This window comes from Chelatococcus albus (genome assembly GCF_030067675.1).
In the GTDB taxonomy this organism is placed as follows: domain Bacteria; phylum Pseudomonadota; class Alphaproteobacteria; order Rhizobiales; family Beijerinckiaceae; genus Chelatococcus_A; species Chelatococcus_A albus.
The window spans coordinates 92,442-112,475 of the sequence record NZ_JASJEV010000003.1 but is presented as its reverse complement, the minus strand read 5'-3'; the positions used below and the strand labels follow the sequence as shown (position 1 = coordinate 112,475).

The 20,034-nt window shown below is 69.7% G+C and carries 18 protein-coding genes; 8 read left to right on the top strand and 10 right to left on the bottom strand.

Annotation, left to right across the window (positions count from 1 at the left end; genetic code table 11):
• Nucleotides 1–2: 2 nt before the first annotated feature.
• Nucleotides 3–1,019, bottom strand: coding sequence for a polyprenyl synthetase family protein (locus tag QNA08_RS06170; RefSeq protein WP_283739812.1), 1,017 nt, complete (start codon nt 1,017–1,019; stop codon nt 3–5).
• Between the two features lie 141 nt (nt 1,020–1,160).
• Between QNA08_RS06170 and QNA08_RS06165 the strand changes: the two genes are divergently transcribed.
• Together QNA08_RS06165 and QNA08_RS06160 are read left to right on the top strand one after the other, a co-directional pair.
• Nucleotides 1,161–1,385 carry a putative signal transducing protein gene (locus QNA08_RS06165; protein ID WP_283739811.1) on the top strand — a complete coding sequence of 75 codons (225 nt, stop codon included), beginning with the start codon at nt 1,161–1,163 and terminating at the stop codon, nt 1,383–1,385.
• On the top strand, nt 1,378–2,160 hold the full coding sequence (locus tag QNA08_RS06160; RefSeq protein WP_283739810.1) for a tRNA1(Val) (adenine(37)-N6)-methyltransferase: 783 nt from the start codon (nt 1,378–1,380) through the stop codon (nt 2,158–2,160). The genes QNA08_RS06165 and QNA08_RS06160 overlap by 8 nt, the downstream gene beginning before the upstream one ends.
• 36 nt (nt 2,161–2,196) lie before the next feature.
• Here the strand turns inward: QNA08_RS06160 and QNA08_RS06155 are convergent, their stop codons facing one another.
• The 3 genes from QNA08_RS06155 to QNA08_RS06145 all read right to left on the bottom strand — a co-directional run bounded on the left by QNA08_RS06155 (nt 2,197) and on the right by QNA08_RS06145 (nt 3,270).
• Complete coding sequence (locus QNA08_RS06155; protein WP_283739809.1) at nt 2,197–2,466, bottom strand: hypothetical protein; 270 nt, start codon at nt 2,464–2,466, stop codon at nt 2,197–2,199.
• 64 nt (nt 2,467–2,530) lie between these two features.
• Nucleotides 2,531–2,842, bottom strand: coding sequence for a hypothetical protein (locus tag QNA08_RS06150; RefSeq protein ID WP_283739808.1), 312 nt, complete (start codon nt 2,840–2,842; stop codon nt 2,531–2,533).
• A gap of 110 nt (nt 2,843–2,952) precedes the next feature.
• On the bottom strand, nt 2,953–3,270 hold the full coding sequence (locus QNA08_RS06145) for a hypothetical protein (RefSeq protein ID WP_283739807.1): 318 nt from the start codon (nt 3,268–3,270) through the stop codon (nt 2,953–2,955).
• 380 nt (nt 3,271–3,650) lie between these two features.
• Between QNA08_RS06145 and QNA08_RS06140 the strand changes: the two genes are divergently transcribed.
• Nucleotides 3,651–4,508: a S49 family peptidase gene (locus tag QNA08_RS06140; RefSeq protein ID WP_283739806.1), complete on the top strand. Its 858-nt coding sequence runs from the start codon at nt 3,651–3,653 to the stop codon at nt 4,506–4,508.
• Between the two features lie 96 nt (nt 4,509–4,604).
• Here QNA08_RS06140 and QNA08_RS06135 read toward each other — a convergent pair whose 3' ends face one another.
• Nucleotides 4,605–4,997, bottom strand: a complete 393-nt coding sequence (locus QNA08_RS06135; RefSeq protein ID WP_283739805.1) for a hypothetical protein — start codon at nt 4,995–4,997, stop codon at nt 4,605–4,607.
• A 250-nt stretch (nt 4,998–5,247) separates the two neighbouring features.
• Here QNA08_RS06135 and QNA08_RS06130 point away from each other — a divergent pair, with 250 nt between their 5' ends.
• The 4 genes from QNA08_RS06130 (at nt 5,248) to QNA08_RS06115 (ending at nt 12,754) form a co-directional block, all read left to right on the top strand.
• Nucleotides 5,248–6,189, top strand: a complete 942-nt coding sequence (locus QNA08_RS06130; RefSeq protein ID WP_283740081.1) for a glycine--tRNA ligase subunit alpha — start codon at nt 5,248–5,250, stop codon at nt 6,187–6,189.
• Nucleotides 6,190–6,260: 71 nt separating this feature from the next.
• A complete protein-coding gene (glyS, locus tag QNA08_RS06125; protein WP_283739804.1) occupies nt 6,261–8,420 on the top strand; it encodes a glycine--tRNA ligase subunit beta in 2,160 nt (719 codons plus the stop codon).
• 182 nt (nt 8,421–8,602) lie between these two features.
• Nucleotides 8,603–11,281 (top strand): pyruvate, phosphate dikinase, encoded by a 2,679-nt coding sequence (gene ppdK, locus QNA08_RS06120; RefSeq protein ID WP_283739803.1) that lies wholly within the window; start codon nt 8,603–8,605, stop codon nt 11,279–11,281.
• 264 nt (nt 11,282–11,545) lie between these two features.
• Nucleotides 11,546–12,754 carry a cell wall hydrolase gene (locus tag QNA08_RS06115; protein ID WP_283739802.1) on the top strand — a complete coding sequence of 403 codons (1,209 nt, stop codon included), beginning with the start codon at nt 11,546–11,548 and terminating at the stop codon, nt 12,752–12,754.
• Between the two features lie 11 nt (nt 12,755–12,765).
• Here the strand turns inward: QNA08_RS06115 and QNA08_RS06110 are convergent, their stop codons facing one another.
• From QNA08_RS06110 to QNA08_RS06085, 5 genes are all read right to left on the bottom strand, one after another.
• Nucleotides 12,766–13,071, bottom strand: coding sequence for a hypothetical protein (locus tag QNA08_RS06110; RefSeq protein WP_283739801.1), 306 nt, complete (start codon nt 13,069–13,071; stop codon nt 12,766–12,768).
• Nucleotides 13,072–13,268: 197 nt separating this feature from the next.
• On the bottom strand, nt 13,269–14,138 hold the full coding sequence (nadC, locus tag QNA08_RS06105; RefSeq protein WP_283739800.1) for a carboxylating nicotinate-nucleotide diphosphorylase: 870 nt from the start codon (nt 14,136–14,138) through the stop codon (nt 13,269–13,271).
• A gap of 89 nt (nt 14,139–14,227) precedes the next feature.
• On the bottom strand, nt 14,228–15,832 hold the full coding sequence (locus QNA08_RS06100; RefSeq protein WP_283739799.1) for an L-aspartate oxidase: 1,605 nt from the start codon (nt 15,830–15,832) through the stop codon (nt 14,228–14,230).
• 47 nt (nt 15,833–15,879) lie between these two features.
• Nucleotides 15,880–16,953, bottom strand: a complete 1,074-nt coding sequence (gene nadA, locus QNA08_RS06095) for a quinolinate synthase NadA (RefSeq protein WP_283739798.1) — start codon at nt 16,951–16,953, stop codon at nt 15,880–15,882.
• A 678-nt stretch (nt 16,954–17,631) separates the two neighbouring features.
• Nucleotides 17,632–18,537 (bottom strand): LysR family transcriptional regulator, encoded by a 906-nt coding sequence (locus tag QNA08_RS06085; RefSeq protein WP_283739797.1) that lies wholly within the window; start codon nt 18,535–18,537, stop codon nt 17,632–17,634.
• Nucleotides 18,538–18,655: 118 nt separating this feature from the next.
• Here QNA08_RS06085 and QNA08_RS06080 point away from each other — a divergent pair, with 118 nt between their 5' ends.
• Nucleotides 18,656–19,900: an MFS transporter gene (locus tag QNA08_RS06080; RefSeq protein ID WP_283739796.1), complete on the top strand. Its 1,245-nt coding sequence runs from the start codon at nt 18,656–18,658 to the stop codon at nt 19,898–19,900.
• The last annotated feature ends 134 nt before the right edge of the window (nt 19,901–20,034 follow it).

The window sequence follows — 20,034 nt, the reverse complement described above, 5'->3', positions numbered from 1 at the left end:
ACTCAATGGGCGCGCGCGATGCAGAAATCGACTGTCTCGAGCAGCGCCCGCTTCATCTCGCCGTCGGGGAACAGGGCGAGCGCATCGCGCGCCATCGCGCCGTAGTGGCGGGCGCGCTCGATGGTGTCTTCGAGCGCCTTGTGGCGGCGCATGATGGCGATGGCGTAATCGAGGTCGCCCTCGGCTATCTCGCCCTGCTCGAGCGTACGCGCCCAGAAGGCGCGTTCCTCATCCGAACCGCGGCGGAAGGAGAGCACGACGGGCAGGGTGATCTTGCCCTCGCGGAAATCGTCGCCGACGTTCTTGCCGAGTTTCGTGCTGGTGCCGCCGTAGTCGAGCGCGTCGTCCACGAGCTGGAAGGCGATGCCGAGATTGGTGCCGTAGCTGCGGCAGGCGGCCTGCTCGGCCTTGGCGCGGCCGGCGATGATGGGGCCGACTTCGCAGGCGGCTGCGAAGAGGGCTGCCGTCTTGGCGCGCACCACGGCGAGATAGTCGTCCTCGGTGGTGGCCGTGTTCTTGGCAGCGGAGAGCTGCCACACCTCGCCCTCGGCGATGACCGCAGCGGCAGTGGCGAGCACGTCGAGCGCCGGCAGGGATCCGACCTCGACCATCATCTTGAAGGCCTGGCCGAGGAGGAAATCGCCGACGAGCACGCTCGCTTCGTTGCCCCACAGCATGCGCGCCGCGAGCTTGCCCCGCCGCATGTCGCTCTCGTCCACGACATCGTCGTGCAGGAGGGTTGCTGTGTGCATGAACTCGACGCTCGCCGCGAGCTTGACGTCGCCGTTGCCCGCATAGCCGCAAAGGCTCGCGCAGGCGAGGGTAAGCATGGGCCGCAGGCGCTTGCCTCCGGAGGAGATGAGATGGTTCGCCACTTCGGGAATCATCGCCACGTCCGAGCCGACCCGCGACAGGATGAGCCGGTTGACGCTCTCCATGCCGGGCGCGACCAGCGCCACGAGGCGCTCGATCCCGGCGCGCTCCTCCGGCTTGTCCTCGAGGGGAACGACGACTCCCACCTTGTACTCCTCCGTTCGGCACAGGCCTCCGCAGCGCGATGCATCGCAGCATGAGCGGCGGCGCACCCTGACATGCGCACGGGGCTTGCCGCAACCGCGCCGTTGCCGCAAGGCTCTTGCACGCACGCAATGGTCGCACGCATGGTCGAGCTCATCCGTACCAACGATCTCGTCGTCATCGGCTTCGCCGAAGCGCTGCTCGAAGAGGCCGGCATCGCCTGTTTCGTCGCCGACGGCCATATGAGCGTGCTGGAGGGATCGATCGGCGCGCTGCAGCGACGCGTGCTGGTGCCGGCCGAAGATGTCGAGCGAGCGCGGCGTCTGTTGCGCGGGGCGGGCCTCGCGAAGGAACTGCGGGATGACTGAAGCCTTCGGCGCGACCCACTCTGTCGACATCGTCGAAGACAGGCTCGTCGGCGGGCGTCTCGTGTTGCGCCAGCCACGCCGGGGGCATCGCGCCGGCACCGATGCCGTGCTGCTCGCCGCAGCAGCGGGGCCGGTTGCGGGCGCAACGGTGGTCGATCTCGGCGCCGGCGTCGGGACGGTGGGTCTAGCCGTGGCCCTTCGGGTACCCGATGCGCGAATCGTGCTCGTGGAGCGCGATGCGGCGATGGCCGCACTGGCACGCGAGAACGCCGTCCTCAACGATGTCGAGACGCGGACGCAGGTCATCCAGGCCGATATCCTCGCCAGAGGCAGCGCCCGCCGGGCGGCGGGGCTCATGGCGGAGGTGGCGGATGTCGTCCTGACCAATCCGCCCTTCTTCGAAGCGGGCAAGGCGCGCCGCTCGCCCGACGAGCGGAGGCGGGCCGCGCATGTGATGGACGGGACGGGTCTCGACGGCTGGCTGCGTGCCGCGGCGGATCTCCTGAAGCCGGGCGGGCGACTCGTGCTCATTCACCGCGCCGATGCACTCGCCGGCCTGCTTGCGGGGCTTGCCGGCCGCTTCGGTGCAGTGGCCATCAAGCCGGTGCATGCACGGGTGGACGCACCGGCGATCCGTGTGCTCGTCGCCGGCATTCGGGGCAGCCGGGCGGGCATCAGCCTCCTGCCGCCGCTGATCCTCCACGGCGCGGACGGACGCTTCACTCCCGAGGCGGAGGCGATCCACCGGGGTGAGGCGCTGATCGGCCTGCCATAGGGCGCCAGCTGACGCTGCAAGTGGAACCGGGTGGCATTATCGGCAGATGCGCTTGCGCTCGCGCACCCAGGTCACGCCGTCCCAGTAGCGCACCCACCGCCAGCGGCAGCCGGGGCGGTAGTAGAAGTAGTCGTAGGGCCGGAAGGCCGGGTAGGGATAGAAGTCACGCGGATCGGCGGGCGGCCGGTCGAAGAAGGCCGGGACGGCAAGGCCATTCCCGCCGAGGGGGGCGGCAGGGTGCAAGGGCGATGCCGAAGCTGCTCCCGTGAGAACGGCCAGCGACAGAAGGGCTGCTGCGAGGCGCATCGGCGACAACTCTTCGTTGGGCAATGGGCTGGGCAGGCGACGATCCGCCGCCGATCGGCGGGGATCAGTCGCAAGGATGGAGGAGTTCGCCGACCCAGGATCGCCCTCTCCAGTAGTGCACGTCGTAGGCGAGGCAAGTCGGTGGCCCGCCCGGATGGGCAAAGGCGGCGCGGGGCGTGGGACTGTTGTAGTCGGGGCCGCCGTAACGTGGCCGGTTCCAGATCGGCTCGCCGCGGACATCGATGCGGCGGTCGTGCTCGATGATCACGATGTCGCCACCCGCACTGGCCGCAGGTGCAGCCAGTGCCGCGCCGGCCAAGGTGAGGGTGCCCGCGAGGACACGGGTCAGCCGACGGCGCATCGTCTTCCGTTCCATTGCCTTCGGTCCTCCGCGCCTGCCCCGCTGCCTACGCGCGGGATCATGCCTGAAACGAATGAACGGGACCTTGCGGCCCCGTTCGCAAATGAGGCGATCCGATCCGTCACTTACCAGCGGCGCCAGCACACGCGCCGTGGTCCCCAGGCCGTGTAGCGCACGCGGCAGACGACGCGCGGGCGGTGATAGTAGCCGTAGGGTCGATAGTAGGGGCGCGGGCCGTAGTAGCGCGGGCCATAGTAGTAGCGCGGGCCGTAGTAGCGCGGCCCGTAGTGATAGTGGGTCGCCTTCTCGACCTGGACGAGGTCCATCTGCACGGCGAGCGCCGAGGCGGTCGGGATCGATGCCGCTGAGGCGGGGGACACCGCGAGCGGTGCGCCCAGCACGAGCGCGGCGAGCAACGCGAGTTTCGCAAGGGCGGACTTCATCACGTTCCTCCTGGGTCGACGGGCCTTGGCAGTCGGCACACGGCTCGTCCCGCAGCACGACCCGTCAGGATGCGACAATGGACCGAATCTATCGCGGGCAAGCTGAACGCAGGCTGCACGGCCCAAGGATCTGCGCATGTGGTTCACTCTCCCCGTGAAACGGCAGGGACCGCGCGATTGTTCCGGCGAAGGGACCAACGCCAGGCCCAGCGGCCCGCTGCGGAGGCATGCCGGCGACCCTCTGTGCGGGCGGCGACCGGGCGCTTCCACTATCTCCTTGAAAAGCCGACCGTTCATACCTCTGTAAGAGGTGCTGGATGCGTTCCGCATTTCTTGCGGTTGATATAACGTCGACTTCGGCCCAGATTACCGCTCCCATCATGCGATTGCCCAAGCCCTTTCATCGTCTCGTCCCGGCGCGGTTCCGCGCGCGCACGCCGCTCGTGCCGGTGGTGCGTCTCGCCGGTCCGATCGGGATCCCGATGCCGTTCCGCCAGTCCCTGTCGCTCGCGACGCTCGCGGTGCGGCTGCAGGCGGCCTTCTCCATCCCAGACATCAAGGCGGTGGCCCTTACGATCAACTCGCCGGGTGGCTCGGCGGTGCAGTCGCATCTCATCATGCGGCGCATCCGGGCGCTTGCGGAGGAGAAGAAGGTGTCGGTCTTTGCCTTCGCCGAGGACGCTGCCGCTTCGGGAGGCTACATGCTGGCGCTCGCTGCGGACGAGATCTTCGTCGATCCGGCTTCGATCGTGGGGTCGATCGGCGTTGTTGCGGCGGGCTTCGGCTTCGACAAGCTCATCGAGCGCATCGGCATCGATCGTCGTGTTTATGCAGCTGGGGAGGAGAAGGTGATCCTCGACCCGTTCCGGCCGGAGCGTGACGCCGATGTCGAGCGCCTGAAGCGGGTGCAGGGCCTCATCCATGCGCATTTCATCGACCTCGTGAAGGAGCGCCGAGGCGCGCGCCTCAAGGGCGACGACGCCACGCTGTTCTCGGGGGCCTTCTGGACCGGCGCGGAGGCCGTCGATCTGGGCCTGGCTGACGGCATCGGGGACCTGCGCGCGGTGATGCGCGAGCGCTTCGGCGAGAAGGTGCAGCTCCGCCTCGTGGAGGGGCCGCGGCCCTTCGGGCTCGGACGCCTGCTGGGCGCCTCGGCAGAGACGGCCGCCCGCTTCGATGCCGGCGCGCTTCTGGCCGCCGTCGAGGACCGGGCCTTGTGGAGCCGTTACGGTCTCTAGACGGGGCCGGGTGGCGCGCCGTTGCCGCCTCGTCGTGGTCGGGTCCGTGCCGAGGCGAGCCCGGCTCCCGGCACAGGACCCGTCGCGCTCGCCGCGTCAGTAGACCAGCTCCTCGCAGAGATAGCGGATTGGCTCGCCATTGATGTCATAGACGATACGGATGCCGCCGTTGCAGGTCGTCGGATCGGGCATGGCACGCACGATGCGCGGCTTCGGGCGCTGGTTCGGCCGGTCGTAGCAGGCGGCCGCCGTGAGGCAGTTGCGCTGGTCCTTGCGGAGGATCGCGAACAGCTCGGCCTTGTCGTCGCCACCGCCGCCGTCGCCTCCACCGTTGCCATCGCCACCGCCGCCCTTCCCGCCGTTGCCGCCCGCTGACTGGGCGAGGGCCGGGGCGTCGAGCAGCGCGGCCGTGCCGGCGAGCCCGGCGACCGCGAGCATGAGGGCGAGGCTCAAGGAACGCAGGCGGTGCGAAGATGTGCTACAGGGCATGGTCGTTCTCCTCTCTCCGTGCCGTGCGGGTCTTCCCGTCACACGAGGGAGGATGCCGGAGCCGCGCCCGGGTCGAAGTGCGAGGGGACACGCGTTGGTTGCAAGGCGGATGCCCCAAAGGCGCGTCCGCGGTGACTTGCTGGGATGCCTTGACCTGGGATGCCTTGACTTGGCGAGGTCCGCCGATAGGGTGCGCGCATCGCGCCGCGGTGGCCTGCGGCGCTTCTTCTTCCTCTCGCCACGGTCAGCGATGCAGGCGCCCGAGTATCTCAACCCTCGCCGGTCCTTCCAGGGTCTCATCCTCACGCTCCAGCGCTTCTGGGCGGAGCGCGGCTGCGTCATCCTGCAGCCGTACGACATGGAGGTGGGGGCGGGTACGTTCCACCCGGCGACGACGCTGCGCGCCCTCGGGCCGAAGCCGTGGCGCGCGGCCTACGTGCAGCCGTCTCGCCGACCGAAGGACGGCCGCTACGGCGAAAATCCGAACCGCCTGCAGCATTATTACCAGTTCCAGGTGATCCTGAAGCCGAACCCGCCGGACATCCAGGAGCTCTACCTGCAGTCACTCTACGCCATCGGCATCGACCCGGCCGTCCACGACATCCGCTTCGTCGAGGACGACTGGGAGAGCCCGACGCTCGGCGCCTGGGGGCTCGGCTGGGAATGCTGGTGCGACGGGATGGAGGTGAGCCAGTTCACCTATTTCCAGCAGGTGGCCGGCTTCGAATGCGCGCCGGTCGCGGGCGAACTGACCTATGGACTCGAGCGCCTCGCCATGTACGTGCAGGGCGTCGAGAACGTGTACGAGCTCAACTTCAACGGGCGCGAAGGCGACGAGAAGGTCACCTACGGCGACGTCTTCCTGCAGGCGGAGGAGGAATATTCCCGCCACAACTTCGAGTTCGCCGACACGGAGATGTTGTTCCGCCACTTCCGTGACGCGGAGGCGGAGTGCAAGCGCCTGCTCGCAGCCGGCGAGCCGGACGGCGGCGGCAACTATCACCTCCATCAGATGGCACTGCCTGCCTACGACCAGTGCATCAAGGCGAGCCACGTCTTCAACCTGCTCGACGCGCGCGGCGTCATCTCGGTCACCGAGCGGCAGAGCTACATCCTGCGCGTGCGCGAGCTCGCCAAGGCCTGCGGCGCCGCCTGGCTCAAGACCGAGGGTGGCGGCGCGGCCGCCGCCTGACGTGTGTTCGCCTCGCCCCTCGCCGCAAGGGCGCGGGACGACAGGTTGTGCGTTCATAGGTTGCGAGTTTCATGCCCGACCTTCTCCTCGAACTCTTCTCCGAAGAAATTCCGGCCCGCATGCAGCGCAGGGCGGCGGACGACCTGAAGGCGCTCGTCACGAACGCCCTCGTCGACCGCGGCCTCACCTACGAGGGCGCCAGGGCCTATGCGACGCCGCGGCGCCTTACGCTCCACGTCGTGGGCCTGCCGGCGAAGCAGCCGGACCTGCGGGAGGAGAAGAAGGGGCCGCGCGTCGGCTCGCCGGAGGCGGCCGTGCAGGGCTTTCTGAAGAGCGCCGGCCTCGCCTCGATCGACGAGGCAACGATCCAGAGCGACCCGAAGAAGGGCGAGTTCTACGTGGCCGTCGTCGAGCGGCCCGGCCGCGCCACCCCCGCGGTCCTGGCCGAGATCCTGCCCGGGATCATCAAGACCTTCCCCTGGCCGAAGTCGATGCGCTGGGGTGCGGCCTCGGCCGAGCCCGGGGCGTTGCGCTGGGTGCGGCCGTTGCATTCCATCGTCTGCACCTTCGGGCCGGAGACCGAGATCCCCGACGTGGTGCGGTTCGAGGTCGACGGCATCGTCGCCTCCGACTTCACGCGCGGTCACCGCTTCATGTCACCGGACCTCGTCGAGGTGCGCCGCTTCGACGACTATGTCTCCTCGCTCGAGAAGGCGAAGGTCATCCTCGACGCCGACCGCCGCAAGGAGATCATCCGTACCGAGGCGAAGAACCTCGCCTTCGCCCGCGGGCTCGAACTCGTCGAGGATGACGGCCTCCTCGAGGAAGTGGCGGGCCTCGTCGAATGGCCGGTGGTGCTCGTCGGATCTTTCGACGAGGAGTTCCTGGACATTCCGGCGGAGGTCGTCCGTGCGACGATCCGCGCCAACCAGAAGTGCTTCGTCCTGCGCGACCCGGCCACGGGCCGGCTCGCCAACAAGTTCATCCTCGTCGCCAATATCGAGGCGAAGGACGGTGGTGCGGCGATCGCCGCCGGCAACGGCCGCGTCGTGCGCGCCCGTCTGTCGGACGCGAACTTCTTCTGGCAGACGGATCGCAGGCCCCTGCCCGAGTATCACGACCGCCGGGATCTCAAGCCGCTCGATCAGCGGCTGGAGCGCCTGAAGGCGCTCAAGGTCGTCTTCCACGAGAAGCTCGGCACCCAGGGTGAGCGCGTCGCGCGCATCGTCGCGCTTGCGAAGCAGCTCGCGCCCCTCGTCGGCGCCGACGTCGCCCGGGCGGAGCGCGCGGCAAGCCTCGCCAAGGCCGATCTCGCCACCGAGATGGTCGGCGAGTTTCCCGAGCTGCAGGGCCTGATGGGCCGCTACTACGCCGCGCTGCAGGGCGAGGACCCGGCCGTCGCCGCTGCCATCGAGGATCACTACAAGCCGCAGGGCCCGGCGGACCGCGTGCCGACCGATCCGGTCAGCGTGGCGGTGGCGCTCGCCGACAAGCTCGATACGCTCGTCGGCTTCTGGTCCATCGACGAGAAGCCCACCGGCTCGAAGGATCCCTACGCCCTGCGGCGCGCGGCGCTCGGCGTCATCCGCATCCTTCTCGAAGGCTCGATCCGCCTGCCGCTCATGAAGTTCCTCGACGACGCGATCGTCATGGGCAAGCTGACGGACGGCTACAGGCTCCCCGAGATGCCGCGCCCGGCGGTGCTGCGCGATCTCCTCGCCTTCTTCGCCGACCGCCTGAAGGTCTACCTGCGCGACCAGGGCGCGCGCTACGACCTCATCGACGCGGTCTTCGCGCTCGAAGGCCAGGACGATCTTCTGATGATCGTGCGTCGCGTCGAGGCGCTCGGCCGCTTCCTCGCCACGGAGGACGGCGAGCATCTGCTCGTCGGCTATCGTCGCGCCGCCAATATCCTGCGCATCGAGGAAAAGAAGGACGGCGTCACCTACGACGGCACGCCGGACCCGGCCCTTTTCGCCGAGGAGGAGGAGCGGGCGCTCGCGGCGGCTCTGGCCGCCGTCCGGCGCGACGCCTCGGCGGCGATCGCGGCGGAAGATTTCGAGGGCGCCATGCGCGTGCTCGCGACGTTGCGGCCGTCGGTCGACGCCTTCTTCGACAAGGTGACAGTCAATGTCGACGCCGCGGCCCTGCGCGCCAACCGCCTGAAGCTCCTCAACGCCATCCGCGTGGCGACGCGGGAGGTTGCGGATTTCTCGAAGGTGGAAGGTTAGCCGGCGTCCCGGGCGCGGACCGTTGCCTGCTGCCTGCCGGTGGCCGCCCCGCGGCCAGACCGGGGATGGACACCGTGCGACTGTCGTCCGCCTTGCCAAAGGCGGCCGCGCGTGACATTCGCCTTCCGCGCTGCAACATGGCGGCGGCAACCGCGGCCACGATCACGGATGGGATACGGGCGATGACGAAGTGGGTCTACACCTTCGGCGACGGCAAGGCCGAGGGCGAGGCGGGCATGCGCAACCTTCTCGGCGGCAAGGGCGCCAATCTCGCCGAGATGTCGAACCTCGGACTGCCGGTGCCGCCCGGTTTCACCATCACCACCGAGGTCTGCACCTACTTCTACGATCACGGCCGGAGCTATCCGGACGACCTGTCGGCGCAGGTCGAGGCGGCGCTCGCCCATGTCGGCCGGCTGACGGGCAGGACCTTTGGCGATCCCGCCAACCCGCTGCTCGTTTCCGTGCGCTCCGGCGCCCGCGCCTCGATGCCGGGCATGATGGATACGGTGCTCAATCTCGGCCTCAACGACACGACCGTCGAGGCGCTGGCGACCGCGGCGGGCGACGAGCGCTTCGCCTGGGATTCCTACCGCCGCTTCATCACCATGTATTCCAACGTCGTGCTCGACGTCGGCCACCATCATTTCGAGGAGGCGCTCGAGGACTACAAGGAGCGCAAGGGGCTGCACCTCGACACCGAGCTGAAGGCCGCGGACTGGAAGCATCTCGTCGGACGCTACAAGGAAATCGTTGAGAAGGAGCTCGGCAGGCCTTTCCCGCAGGACCCGAAGGAGCAGCTCTGGGGCGCGATCGGCGCTGTCTTCGGCTCCTGGATGAACAACCGCGCCATCAAGTACCGGGAGCTGCACGCCATTCCGGCGAGCTGGGGCACGGCGGTCAACGTGCAGGCCATGGTCTTCGGCAACATGGGCGAGACCTCGGCCACGGGCGTCGCCTTCACGCGCAATCCCTCCACCGGCGAGAAGGAGCTCTACGGCGAGTTCCTGATCAACGCCCAGGGCGAGGACGTGGTGGCCGGCATCCGGACGCCGCAGGACATCACGGAGCGGGCGCGCAAGGCTTCCGGCTCCGACAAGCCTTCCATGGAGAAGGCGATGCCCGAGGCCTATGCCGAGCTCGTGCGCATCTACGACCTGCTCGAGCGCCACTATCGCGACATGCAGGACCTCGAGTTCACGGTCGAGAAGGGCAAGCTCTGGATGTTGCAGACGCGCGGCGGCAAGCGCACGGCCAGGGCCGCGCTGAAGATCGCCGTCGATCTGGCGAACGAGGGGCTCATCAGCAAGGAGGAGGCGGTGACGCGGGTGGAGCCCGCAGCGCTCGACCAGCTCCTGCATCCGACGATCGATCCCAAGGCCGAGCGCAAGGTGCTCGCCGTCGGCCTGCCGGCCTCGCCGGGCGCCGCCTCGGGCGAGATCGTCTTCTCCTCCGACGAGGCGGAGGAGGCGCGCAAGAACGGGCGCAAGGTCATCCTCGTACGGGTCGAGACCTCGCCCGAGGACATCCACGGCATGCATGCGGCCGAGGGCATCCTGACCACGCGTGGCGGCATGACCTCGCACGCGGCGGTGGTCGCGCGCGGCATGGGCAAGCCCTGCGTCTCAGGCGCAGGCACCATCCGCGTCGACTATGCGGCCGGCACCCTGTCGGTCGCCGGTCAGGTGCTCAGGGCCGGTGACGTGCTCACCATCGACGGCACGACCGGCCAGGTGCTTCTTGGCCGGGTGAAGATGCTGGAGCCCGAGCTCTCGGGCGAGTTCGCCACCCTGATGAGCTGGGCGGACGGCGTGCGCCGGATGAAGGTGCGTGCCAATGCCGAGACCCCGCTCGACGCCCGCACGGCGCGGACCTTCGGCGCCGAGGGCATTGGCCTGTGCCGCACGGAGCACATGTTCTTCGAGGGGGATCGCATCGTCGCCGTGCGCGAGATGATCCTCGCCGACGACGAGAAGGGCCGCCGCGCCGCGCTCGCCAAGCTCCTGCCCATGCAGCGCAAGGACTTCGTCGAGCTCTTCACCATCATGCGCGGCCTGCCGGTGACGATCCGGCTGCTCGATCCGCCGCTGCATGAGTTCCTCCCGCATACCGACGAGGAAATCGCCGAAGTGGCGGCCGGGCTCGGCGCCAGCGCAGAGAAGCTCAAGGCCCGCGCCGCCGAACTGCACGAGTTCAACCCGATGCTCGGCTTCCGCGGCTGTCGTCTCGCCATCGCCTATCCGGAGATCGCGGAGATGCAGGCCCGCGCCATCTTCGAGGCGGCGGTGGAGGTCACCAACGGCACCGGCGAGGCTGTGCGGCCAGAGATCATGGTGCCGCTCGTCATGACACGGGCCGAGCTCGATCAGGTGAAGGGCCGCATCGACGCCATGGCCGCGGCCGTGGCGACCGAGACGGGCAGCCCGCTCGCCTACCAGGTCGGCACCATGATCGAGCTGCCGCGCGCGGCCCTGAGGGCGGGGGAGATCGCCGAGAGCGCCGAGTTCTTTTCCTTCGGCACCAACGACCTGACGCAGACGACGCTCGGTATCAGCCGCGACGATGCGGGCTCGTTCCTCGGCGCCTACACCGGCAAGGGGATCCTGCCTGCCGATCCCTTCGTCACCCTCGATCAGGAGGGGGTGGGCGAACTCGTCAAGCTCGCCGCCGAGCGGGGCAAGGCGACCCGCGCCGGCATCAAGCTCGGCATCTGCGGCGAGCACGGCGGCGATCCGGCCTCGATCCGCTTCTGCGAGAGCGCGGGCCTCGACTATGTGTCCTGCTCGCCCTACCGCGTGCCGATCGCCCGCCTCGCGGCGGCGCAGGCGGCGCTCGGCCGGGCGGCGGCGAGCCAGGCCTGAACCAGGCGGCCGGGCGGCACCCGGCCGCCCGTGCCGGATCGGGACGGGAGGTCCGATCCGCGCTTAACCCTCTCTCAACGTTACGACCCGATAACTGTCTGCCAGTGGGTGGGGTGTCTTGGCTGTGGCCCCGCGGCAACGCCGCGTGGCCACGAGGCGCCCGCGCCTCCGCGTCGGAACCGATCCTGCCGGAGCGGGAGCGGCTTCAGGGGAATGGCATCGGGTCGTATGCGTTCGCGCGTCCGTCGGTCGAGATTTGGATGGGTGTGTGCCACCGTGACGCCATGGGCGCTGGCGGCCGGAGCCCTCGTATCCTTCACGGCTTCCGCCGGCCAGGACCCTAGCGCCGGGGCGAGCGCCGCCGCCCGCGTGATCGGCGAGCCGTCGAGCCCCACAGATCTCGTGCCGCGCACCTCCGCCCTCGCCGCGGCCGCCATCAGGCTGCCAGGCGTCGGTCTCGCCAGCGTCGTCCGAAGCGCCAGTCTGTCGTTCGAGGAGCCCATCGGCGACGCCCCCGCCGTTCCCGGCGTGCCGCCGCGCGCCGACCTCAAGAGCTCCGCCCGCGGCTATCCGCAGGTCGACCGCAGCCGCAAGGGCGACCCGATCGTTGCCCTTCGGCCGACGCTGAGCCGCCGCGCGCTCGACGTGCGCGCCGGCCACGGCGACCCGGCACATGTCGTCTTCTCCCGCGACGAGCGCATGCTGCCGCCGACGATCCTGATGCCGGGCTCGGTCGAGATTCCGGCGACGGAGGCGATGTTTGCGCTGGAACCCTGGTCGCGCGACGAGATGACGGCGACGGAAGCGGCGAGTGCGCCCCTGTCGCCGCTGGCGCCGGGTGGGCACGGCACGACGCCCGCGGCCGTCGACGGATCGACGCCTCCCGTCTCGAGGGCGGCCGCGCTCGCCTCGAGCACACCTGCCCCGGCGGATCTGGTGCCGGTGGAGATCGCGGCAGCGCCCGTGTCGCTGCCGCCCGGCGGAGTTCTCGGCAAGGACGGCTACTCGGTCGCCATGAAGGCCGACGAGCGGCCGCGCTATGCCGATCTCATCGATCCGGAGAACATGACGCGCGAACAGCGCTGCCTCGCCGAGGCCGTCTATTTCGAGGCCCGCGGCGAGAACGAGGAAGGGCAGGCGGCCGTTGCACAGGTCGTGCTCAACCGTGTCAAGAGCGGCCTCTACCCGTCAACCGTCTGCGGTGTCGTCTACCAGAACCGGCACCGCTACAAGGCCTGCCAGTTCTCCTTCGCCTGCGAGGGCCGCTCGCTGCGCATCACCGAGCCCGGGCCCTGGCGGGCGGCCGTGCGCATCGCCCGCGAGGTGACAGAGGGCAAGACCTATCTCGCCGAGGTCGGCGGCGCGACGCACTATCACGCCGACTACGTGCGACCCTATTGGGCGAAGCGCCTGAAGAAGATGGACGTCATCGGCCGCCACATCTTCTACAAGCTCCGCCCCGGCCAGACCTGACGCGGCGCGCCCTACGCCTCCGAAGGCTCGCTGTTCTCGTTGGCGCCGACCATCGAAGATGCGTCCCCCTGGCGGCTGCGCTCCCTCGCGGTGCGGGGCCGCAGGGAGGAGCGGTGCCGTACGGGCTGGAAGTAGAAGCGCTTGCGCCACGGGACGCGGGCGGGGGCCGTGCCCGTCGCCGAAAGCCGATGCGCCTCCTCATGAGCTTCGGGAGTGTCACCCCCCGAGGGCGCAGGCGCGATTTCGGCTTCCACCGGGGGCGTTTCGACCACCGGCTCCTCGACTGGCGTGACCTTCTGCTTGCGTGCTTTCGCCATCCCACCCTCCTGAATGCGCCGGGAGCATCTGCTCCCGGCATCCCGGAGTGTCCTGGCGCCGAGCCCGCACCGCGGTGACACGGCGCACGCCGGCAATTGTCCCACTCCGGGACAAACAGCGCTCTCGCGGGAATGTTCCTGCAAGGATGCGGCCAGCGGGCGGCACGCAGGCCCGCACACGTGCGCGGCGCCTCGCCTCAGGCGGTGAGGGTGATGTCGAGCCCGAGGTCGAGGACGCTTGCCGAATGCGTGAGGGCACCGACCGAGATCATGTCGACGCCCGTCTCGGCGATCGCACGCACGGTATCGAGATTGACGCCGCCGGAGGCCTCGAGGAGGAGCCGCCCGGCCGCCAGGCGCACGGCTTCACGCAGCATGTCGGGTGGCATGTTGTCGAGCAGGACGACGTCGGCCCCCTCCTCGACAACTTCGGCGAGCTGGTCGAGCCGGTCCACCTCGATCTCTATCTTGACGAGATGTCCCGCCGCGGCCTTGGCGGCGCGCAGCGCCGCGCGCACGCCACCGGCAACCGCGATGTGGTTGTCCTTGATGAGGATGGCGTCGTCGAGGCCGTAGCGATGGTTCATCCCGCCGCCGCAGCGCACCGCATATTTCTCGAAGGCGCGGAGCGTCGGCGTGGTCTTGCGGGTGTCGCAGATGCGCGCCCGCGTGTGAGCAACGGCGGCGACATAGCGCGCGGTGAGCGAGGCGATGCCGGAGAGGCGGCCGAGGAAATTCAGCCCCACCCGTTCGGCCGAGAGCAGGGAACGCGCGTCGCCGGAGACCCGTGCCACGACGCTCCCCGGCGCGACCGAGGCGCCGTCGTCGACCGCGGCCGAGAAATCCACCGCCGGGTCGATCAGCCGGAAGGCCTCGCGCGCCAGCGCCAGGCCGGCGACGACCCCCTGCTGGCGGGAGGCGATGACGGCTTGCGCGCGGCGCCCGGCCGGAATGCAGGCAAGCGTCGTCAGGTCGCCGGCGCGGCCGAGATCCTCGTCGAGGGCGCGGCGCACCGCGTCCTCGACGCGGAGCGGGTTGAGGAAGGCGGTGGTGGGAGCTGTCGTCATGGGAGCGTCATTGCCGGATGAGGCGGCTCGGGCGACGGGGTCGGTCGCCACGCCGCGACGGAGAGGGATGAAAGGGCCTGCGGCGGCGGTCAGTCGGACGATCGCCTGCGGCTTCCGTCGGGCGCCAGGCATCGCCGCGCGCGCGGGATGGCCGCCCCGGCGACGACCGCCTCGGCGGCGGATAAGGTCGTCATCGTGCGCCGGGCGAAGGCCTCGCTCGGGGCGGGGAAGTCGCTGCGGTGGTGGCCGCCGCGGCTCTCCTCACGCAGCAGCGCCGCGGCCGCGACGATGAAGGCCGTCGTCGCCATGCCGGCGAGCGTGGTGCTCTCGGCCGCCCGGCGGATGGCTCCGATCTCGTCGACCGCCGCGCCGAGCCCTTCGCCGTCGCGCAGGACGCCCACATGGCGCTGCATCAGGGCCCTGAGCCGCGTGATGGCCGAGCGGTCGGAGGGCGTCGGCGGACCCGGGCGATCGTCCCAGGGCGTCGGCACGAGGCCGGCGACGGCGGATGCGGGCGGCGCAGCCTTGATCGCGGCAGCGATGCGTGCACCGAAGACGACGGCCTCGAGCAGGGAATTGGAGGCCAGGCGGTTGGCTCCGTGCACGCCCGTGCAGGCGACTTCGCCTGCCGCCCACAGGCCCGAGAGCGACGTGCGGCCGTCGGCATCCGTGGCGATGCCGCCCATGTGGTAGTGTTCGGCCGGCGCCAGCGGGATCACCGTCGCGACCGGATCGATGCCGGCGGCGATGCAGGCGGCGTGGACGGTCGGGAAGCGACGCGGGAAGTCAGCGCCGACAGCAGCGCGCGCATCGAGGAAGGCGCCGCGGCCCGCCGCGATTTCGGCGAAGACACCGCGGGCGACGACGTCGCGTGGCGCGAGTTCGGCATCCGGATGCAGGTGCTGCATGAAGCGCTCGCCCCGGCCGTTCACCAGCACAGCACCCTCGCCGCGCAATGCCTCGGTGGCGAGGGGGGCGGGGTCGCGGCCGACGTCGATCGCGGTCGGGTGAAACTGCACGAATTCCGGATCGGCGATCACGGCACCTGCCTGAGCCGCCAGGGCGAGGCCAATGCCGTTCGCCTCCGGCGGATTGGTGGTCACCGCGTAGAGATGGCCGATGCCGCCCGTTGCGAGCACGGTGGCACCCGCCAGGAAGAGCCGTGTCGTCGGGGCACTGCCGCCGTCGCCGCGCGCCCTGACGCCGAGCACCCGCCCGCCGGCCCTGACGAGTGCCTCCGCGACAAAGCCTTCGTGCACGGTAATCGAGGGCGTGCGCCGCACGGCGGCGACGAGCGCGGCCATGATGGCCTTGCCGGCCCGGTCGCCGTCGACACGCACGACGCGGTGGCTCGAATGAGCTGCCTCGCGCGAGGCGACGAAGCGTCCTTCGAGCGTCCGGTCGAAGGGCACGCCGTAGGCGAGAAGGTCGTCGACGCGCTCGCGGGCCTCTCGCGCCATGAGCCGCGCCATGGCCTCGTCCACGAGCCCCGCGCCGGCGGTGATGGTATCGGCGGCATGCGCCTCCGGCGTGTCGCCTTCCTCCACGGCGGCGGCGATGCCGCCCTGCGCCCAGGCGGAGGAAGCGCCCTCGCCGAGCGGGCGGGGGCTCAGCACCGTGCAGGGCAGGGGCGCAAGCTTCAGCGCCGTGAACAGTCCGGCGAGACCGCCGCCGACGATGAGCGTGGATGTCATGTCCGCCTCCGTTCGGGGCGCGTCCCGCGCGGGCATGGCTCGCGGGCTCAACTCTTCAGGTTGACCATCCGTTCCACGGCACGGCGTGCGCGCTCGGCAACCTGCGGATCGACGACGACTTCCTCGCTGAGGGTCAGGAGGCTGTCGAGGATCTTGGGCAGGGTGATCCGCTTCATGTGCGGGCAGAGATTGCACGGGCGCACGAATTCGACGCCCGGCGTCTCCGCGGCGACGTTGTCGGCCATGGAGCATTCGGTGACCATGACCACCCTTCGGGGCCGTCGCGTCCTGACCCAATCGATCATATGGGCCGTGGACCCGGTGAAGTCCGCCTCCGCGATCACGTCGGGCGGGCACTCGGGATGGGCGATGATGCTGATCGACGGGTCGGCGTTACGATAGGCGCGCAGTTCCTCGCCCGTGAAGCGCTCGTGGACCTCGCAGGCGCCGTGCCAGGCAATGATGCTGACCGTGGTCTGCGAAGCGACATATCTGGCAAGGTAGCGGTCGGGCAGGAACATGACGCGGTCGCTGCCCAGGCTCTCGACCACCTGCACGGCATTCGACGACGTGCAGCAGATGTCGACTTCCGCCTTCACCTCGGCCGAAGTGTTGACGTAGGCGACCACGGGCACGCCCGGATAGCGCTCGCGCAGGAGCCGCACGTCCGCCCCCGTGATCGAGGCGGCGAGGGAGCAGCCAGCTTCCGCGTCGGGGATGAGAACCGTCTTCTCCGGATTGAGGAGCTTCGACGTCTCGGCCATGAAATGCACGCCGCACTGCACGATGATCTCGGCGTCGACCTTGGTCGCCTGCCTGGCGAGCTGCAGCGAATCACCGACGAAGTCGGCGACGCAATTGTAGATCTCCGGGGTCTGGTAGTTGTGCGCGAGGATGACCGCGTTGCGGGCGGCCTTGAGCTCGTTGATGGCTTTGACGTAGGGAGCGAAGAAGGGCCATTCGACCGGCGGGATGACCGTCTTGACCCGCTCGTAGAGATGGGCGGTGGCGGCCTCGACCTCCGGCGTCCAGGCGAGCTCCGGTTTCGGCAAGGGCGCGGCGCGGCCGCTGCCGCGCGCCGTCGGGCGCAAGGGGCGGACCGTATCGATCCAGTCGCTCATGGCTCCTCCTTATGCTCGCAAGGAGCATATTTCGGTCCAGAAAACACCAACTGTCCTGAGCGGAGCAAGTCAGTATATGCTCATTAAGAGTATAAGTATGCTACCATCATCGGGGCGACTTGCCTAGCCGCTTGAAGCGCGATGTGCAGAATTTTCGGGACCGTGGCGGAGCCGTGGCTGCGATGGTGCCGGTTCGCGCAATCCCGCACGAGGGCGGCCCGGCGCCGGCGGGGAGCAGTCTTCGTGACCGCCGTCCGTTCGCGCCCGGGCAGGGTCGAGGATGTGCCAGGCTACGCCCGGCCTGGCCTTGCGGGCGCGCGCCGCGACCCAGCGTCCGGAGGCGGACGAGTTCCGATCCTCGGTGCGTACCCTGCCACGCCCGCGCCATCGCTCGACCCGGGAGCGAAGCCGCGACAGGGCATCGTCCCACTGGCGCGAAACGAGGTCGAGATACGCCCTCGCTTCGTCGATCGGCTCGGGCCTGAAGGTGAAGGAGCTTTCCCGTCCGACGCGTGTGCCGCATCGGTTCGAGCCGGAACTCGAACTCCATGAGAGTGGGGGGGGCTTCCCCGAGCAGTCGACATCGGGACCAACCGCGTAGGGCGCCAGCTGAACGAGAGCATCCGACGAGGGCGACCGGGAGATGCCGGCCGATCGCGGCCAGCGGGTGGGGAGGGACTATTCCGCGGCAGGCCGCGCGGGCAGCATCTCGTGCTCCACCGCTTGCGCCAGAGCCTCGACGGCAGGGGCACGTGCGCCGAGGTCCGGCGACGTGATCAGCCAGACGGCGAGCTCGGCCTGGAAGTCGGACACGTCGAGCGGCTTGAGGCGCGAGCGCCAGGGGCTCGCCATCAGCATGCGCGCCGGTACGAGGCAGAGGCCCGCCCCGCGTGCCACCAGGGCGAGCTGCATCTCGGTGCCCCAGAGTTCCACGGCGACGTCGACGGAGGCGCCGACGCGGGCGAGCGCTCGATCGAGCTGGGTGCGGAAGCCGCAGCCGTCGGGATTGATGACCCAGGGCTCGTGGGCGAGCTCGGCGAGTGTCGTGCGCGCGTCGATCGGGTGTTCGGCCGGCGCGACGACGATGACCCGCTCACGTGCGATCTGGCGGGCATTGAAGGGGCCTTCGAAGGGAAGGCCGAGGGCACGCACGCCGAGCACGGCATCGAGCTCGTGGGCGACCAGTCGCTTCACGAGGTCCTTGGTATGGTCCACGGCGAGCACGAGGCGCAGATGTGGCGCCGCGTGCCGCACGGCGTCGAGGGCGAGTCCCAGCACGGTGTCGGCGATGCCGTTGCTGATGCCGATCCGCAGCGGCGGGGCTTCACGCTCGCCGGCCATCTCGGCGGCGAAGCTGTTTGCCGCGTTGAGGAGCTTGAGCCCCTGCCGGTAGGCCAGCTCGCCGTCGCGCGTCAGCCGGGCGGGCTTCTGGTCGCGGTCGAGCAGGAGGACGCCGAGGTCCGCCTCGAGCCGCTGGATGCGGCGGGTGACGGCCGGTTGGGTCAGGTTCAGCCGCGTCGCGGCACGGGCCAGCGACCCGGCTTCGGCCACCGCCACAAGGGCGCGCAGGTCATCGAGATTCATGCGTATCGATCATCTTCATGATGATAAAGTTTCAATATCATCATGAATCGAAGACGGCTAGGGTGCGCGCGAAACAGGGCGCTCAGCGCCGTCACTCCTCGCACCACGGACTTGCTGCATGTCGACGCCTTCTCACGCCGCGCCGTCCGCGTCCCGTGCCATAGCGCCCGAGATCATCCTTATCGCCGGTTGCCTCATAGCCCTCGTCACCTTCGGGCCGCGCGCCTCGGCTGGTCTCTTCCAGATCCCCATGACGACGAGCTACGGCTGGGGCCGCGATGTCTTCGGCCTCGCCATCGCCATCCAGAACCTGCTCTGGGGCCTCGGCCAGCCCTTCGCCGGCGCGGTGGCGGATCGCTTCGGCGCCGTGCGCGTCATCTGCTTCGGGGCGCTGCTCTACGCCGCGGGCCTCGTGGTCATGGCCTATGCGACGACACCCGGCCTCCTGCATCTGGGCGCCGGCGTGCTGATCGGCTTCGGCCTGTCGGGCTGCTCGTTCAACCTCGTGCTCGGCGCCTTCGGCAAGCTCCTTCCGGAGAACTGGCGGCCGCTCGCCTTCGGGGCCGGCACGGCCGCGGGCTCCTTCGGCCAGTTCCTGTTTCCCCCGATCGGCAACGTGCTGATCGAGACGCTCGGCTGGCAGCAGGCGCTCGTCGCCTTCGCCGCCAGCCTCCTTGTCGTGCTGCCCCTGTCGCTGACGCTGGCGACGCGCGGCACGGCCGCTGCCGCGGCGGGGAGCGCGGGGCCCGGCCAGTCGATCGGCCAGGCGCTGACGGAGGCCTTCCGCCATCCGAGCTACGTCTTCCTGGTGCTCGGCTTCTTCACCTGCGGCTTCCAGCTTGCCTTCATCACGGCCCACATGCCGGCCTACCTGAAGGACACGGGCCTTCCCGCCTGGGTGGGCGGCTGGACGCTCGCCGTCATCGGCCTCGCCAATGCCGTCGGCTCGCTCTACGCCGGCTGGCTGTCGACGCGCGTGTCCAAGCGCTGGATCCTGTCGGCGATCTATCTCCTGCGTTCGGTCGCCATCACGGCCTTCATCCTCCTGCCCGCCTCGCCCGCGACGGCGATCGCCTTTGGCATCTCGATCGGGCTGCTGTGGCTGTCGACCGTGCCGCCGACCTCATCGCTCGTCATGCTCATGTTCGGCACACGCTACATGGCCATGCTCTACGGCTTCGCCTTCTTCTCGCACCAGGTCGGCGGCTTCCTCGGCGTGTGGCTCGGGGGCGTGCTCTATGAGAGGTCCGGCTCCTACGAAATCGTCTGGTGGCTGTCGGTGGCCCTCGGCATCGCCTCCGCCATCATCAACATTCCGATCAAGGAGCGGCCCGTGGAGCGGGCGGTGCCGCAGCCGGCCTGAGCCCGCCCGGGCCGGCGATTGAACCCGGTCAGGCCTCCGTTGGATTCGATCTGGCCGCCGCGACGCCCGCGCTTGCCGCGGGCGTCGTCGCGCCGCAAGCTCGGTGCGACCGTGGGAGGGCGCGAAGACGGGGG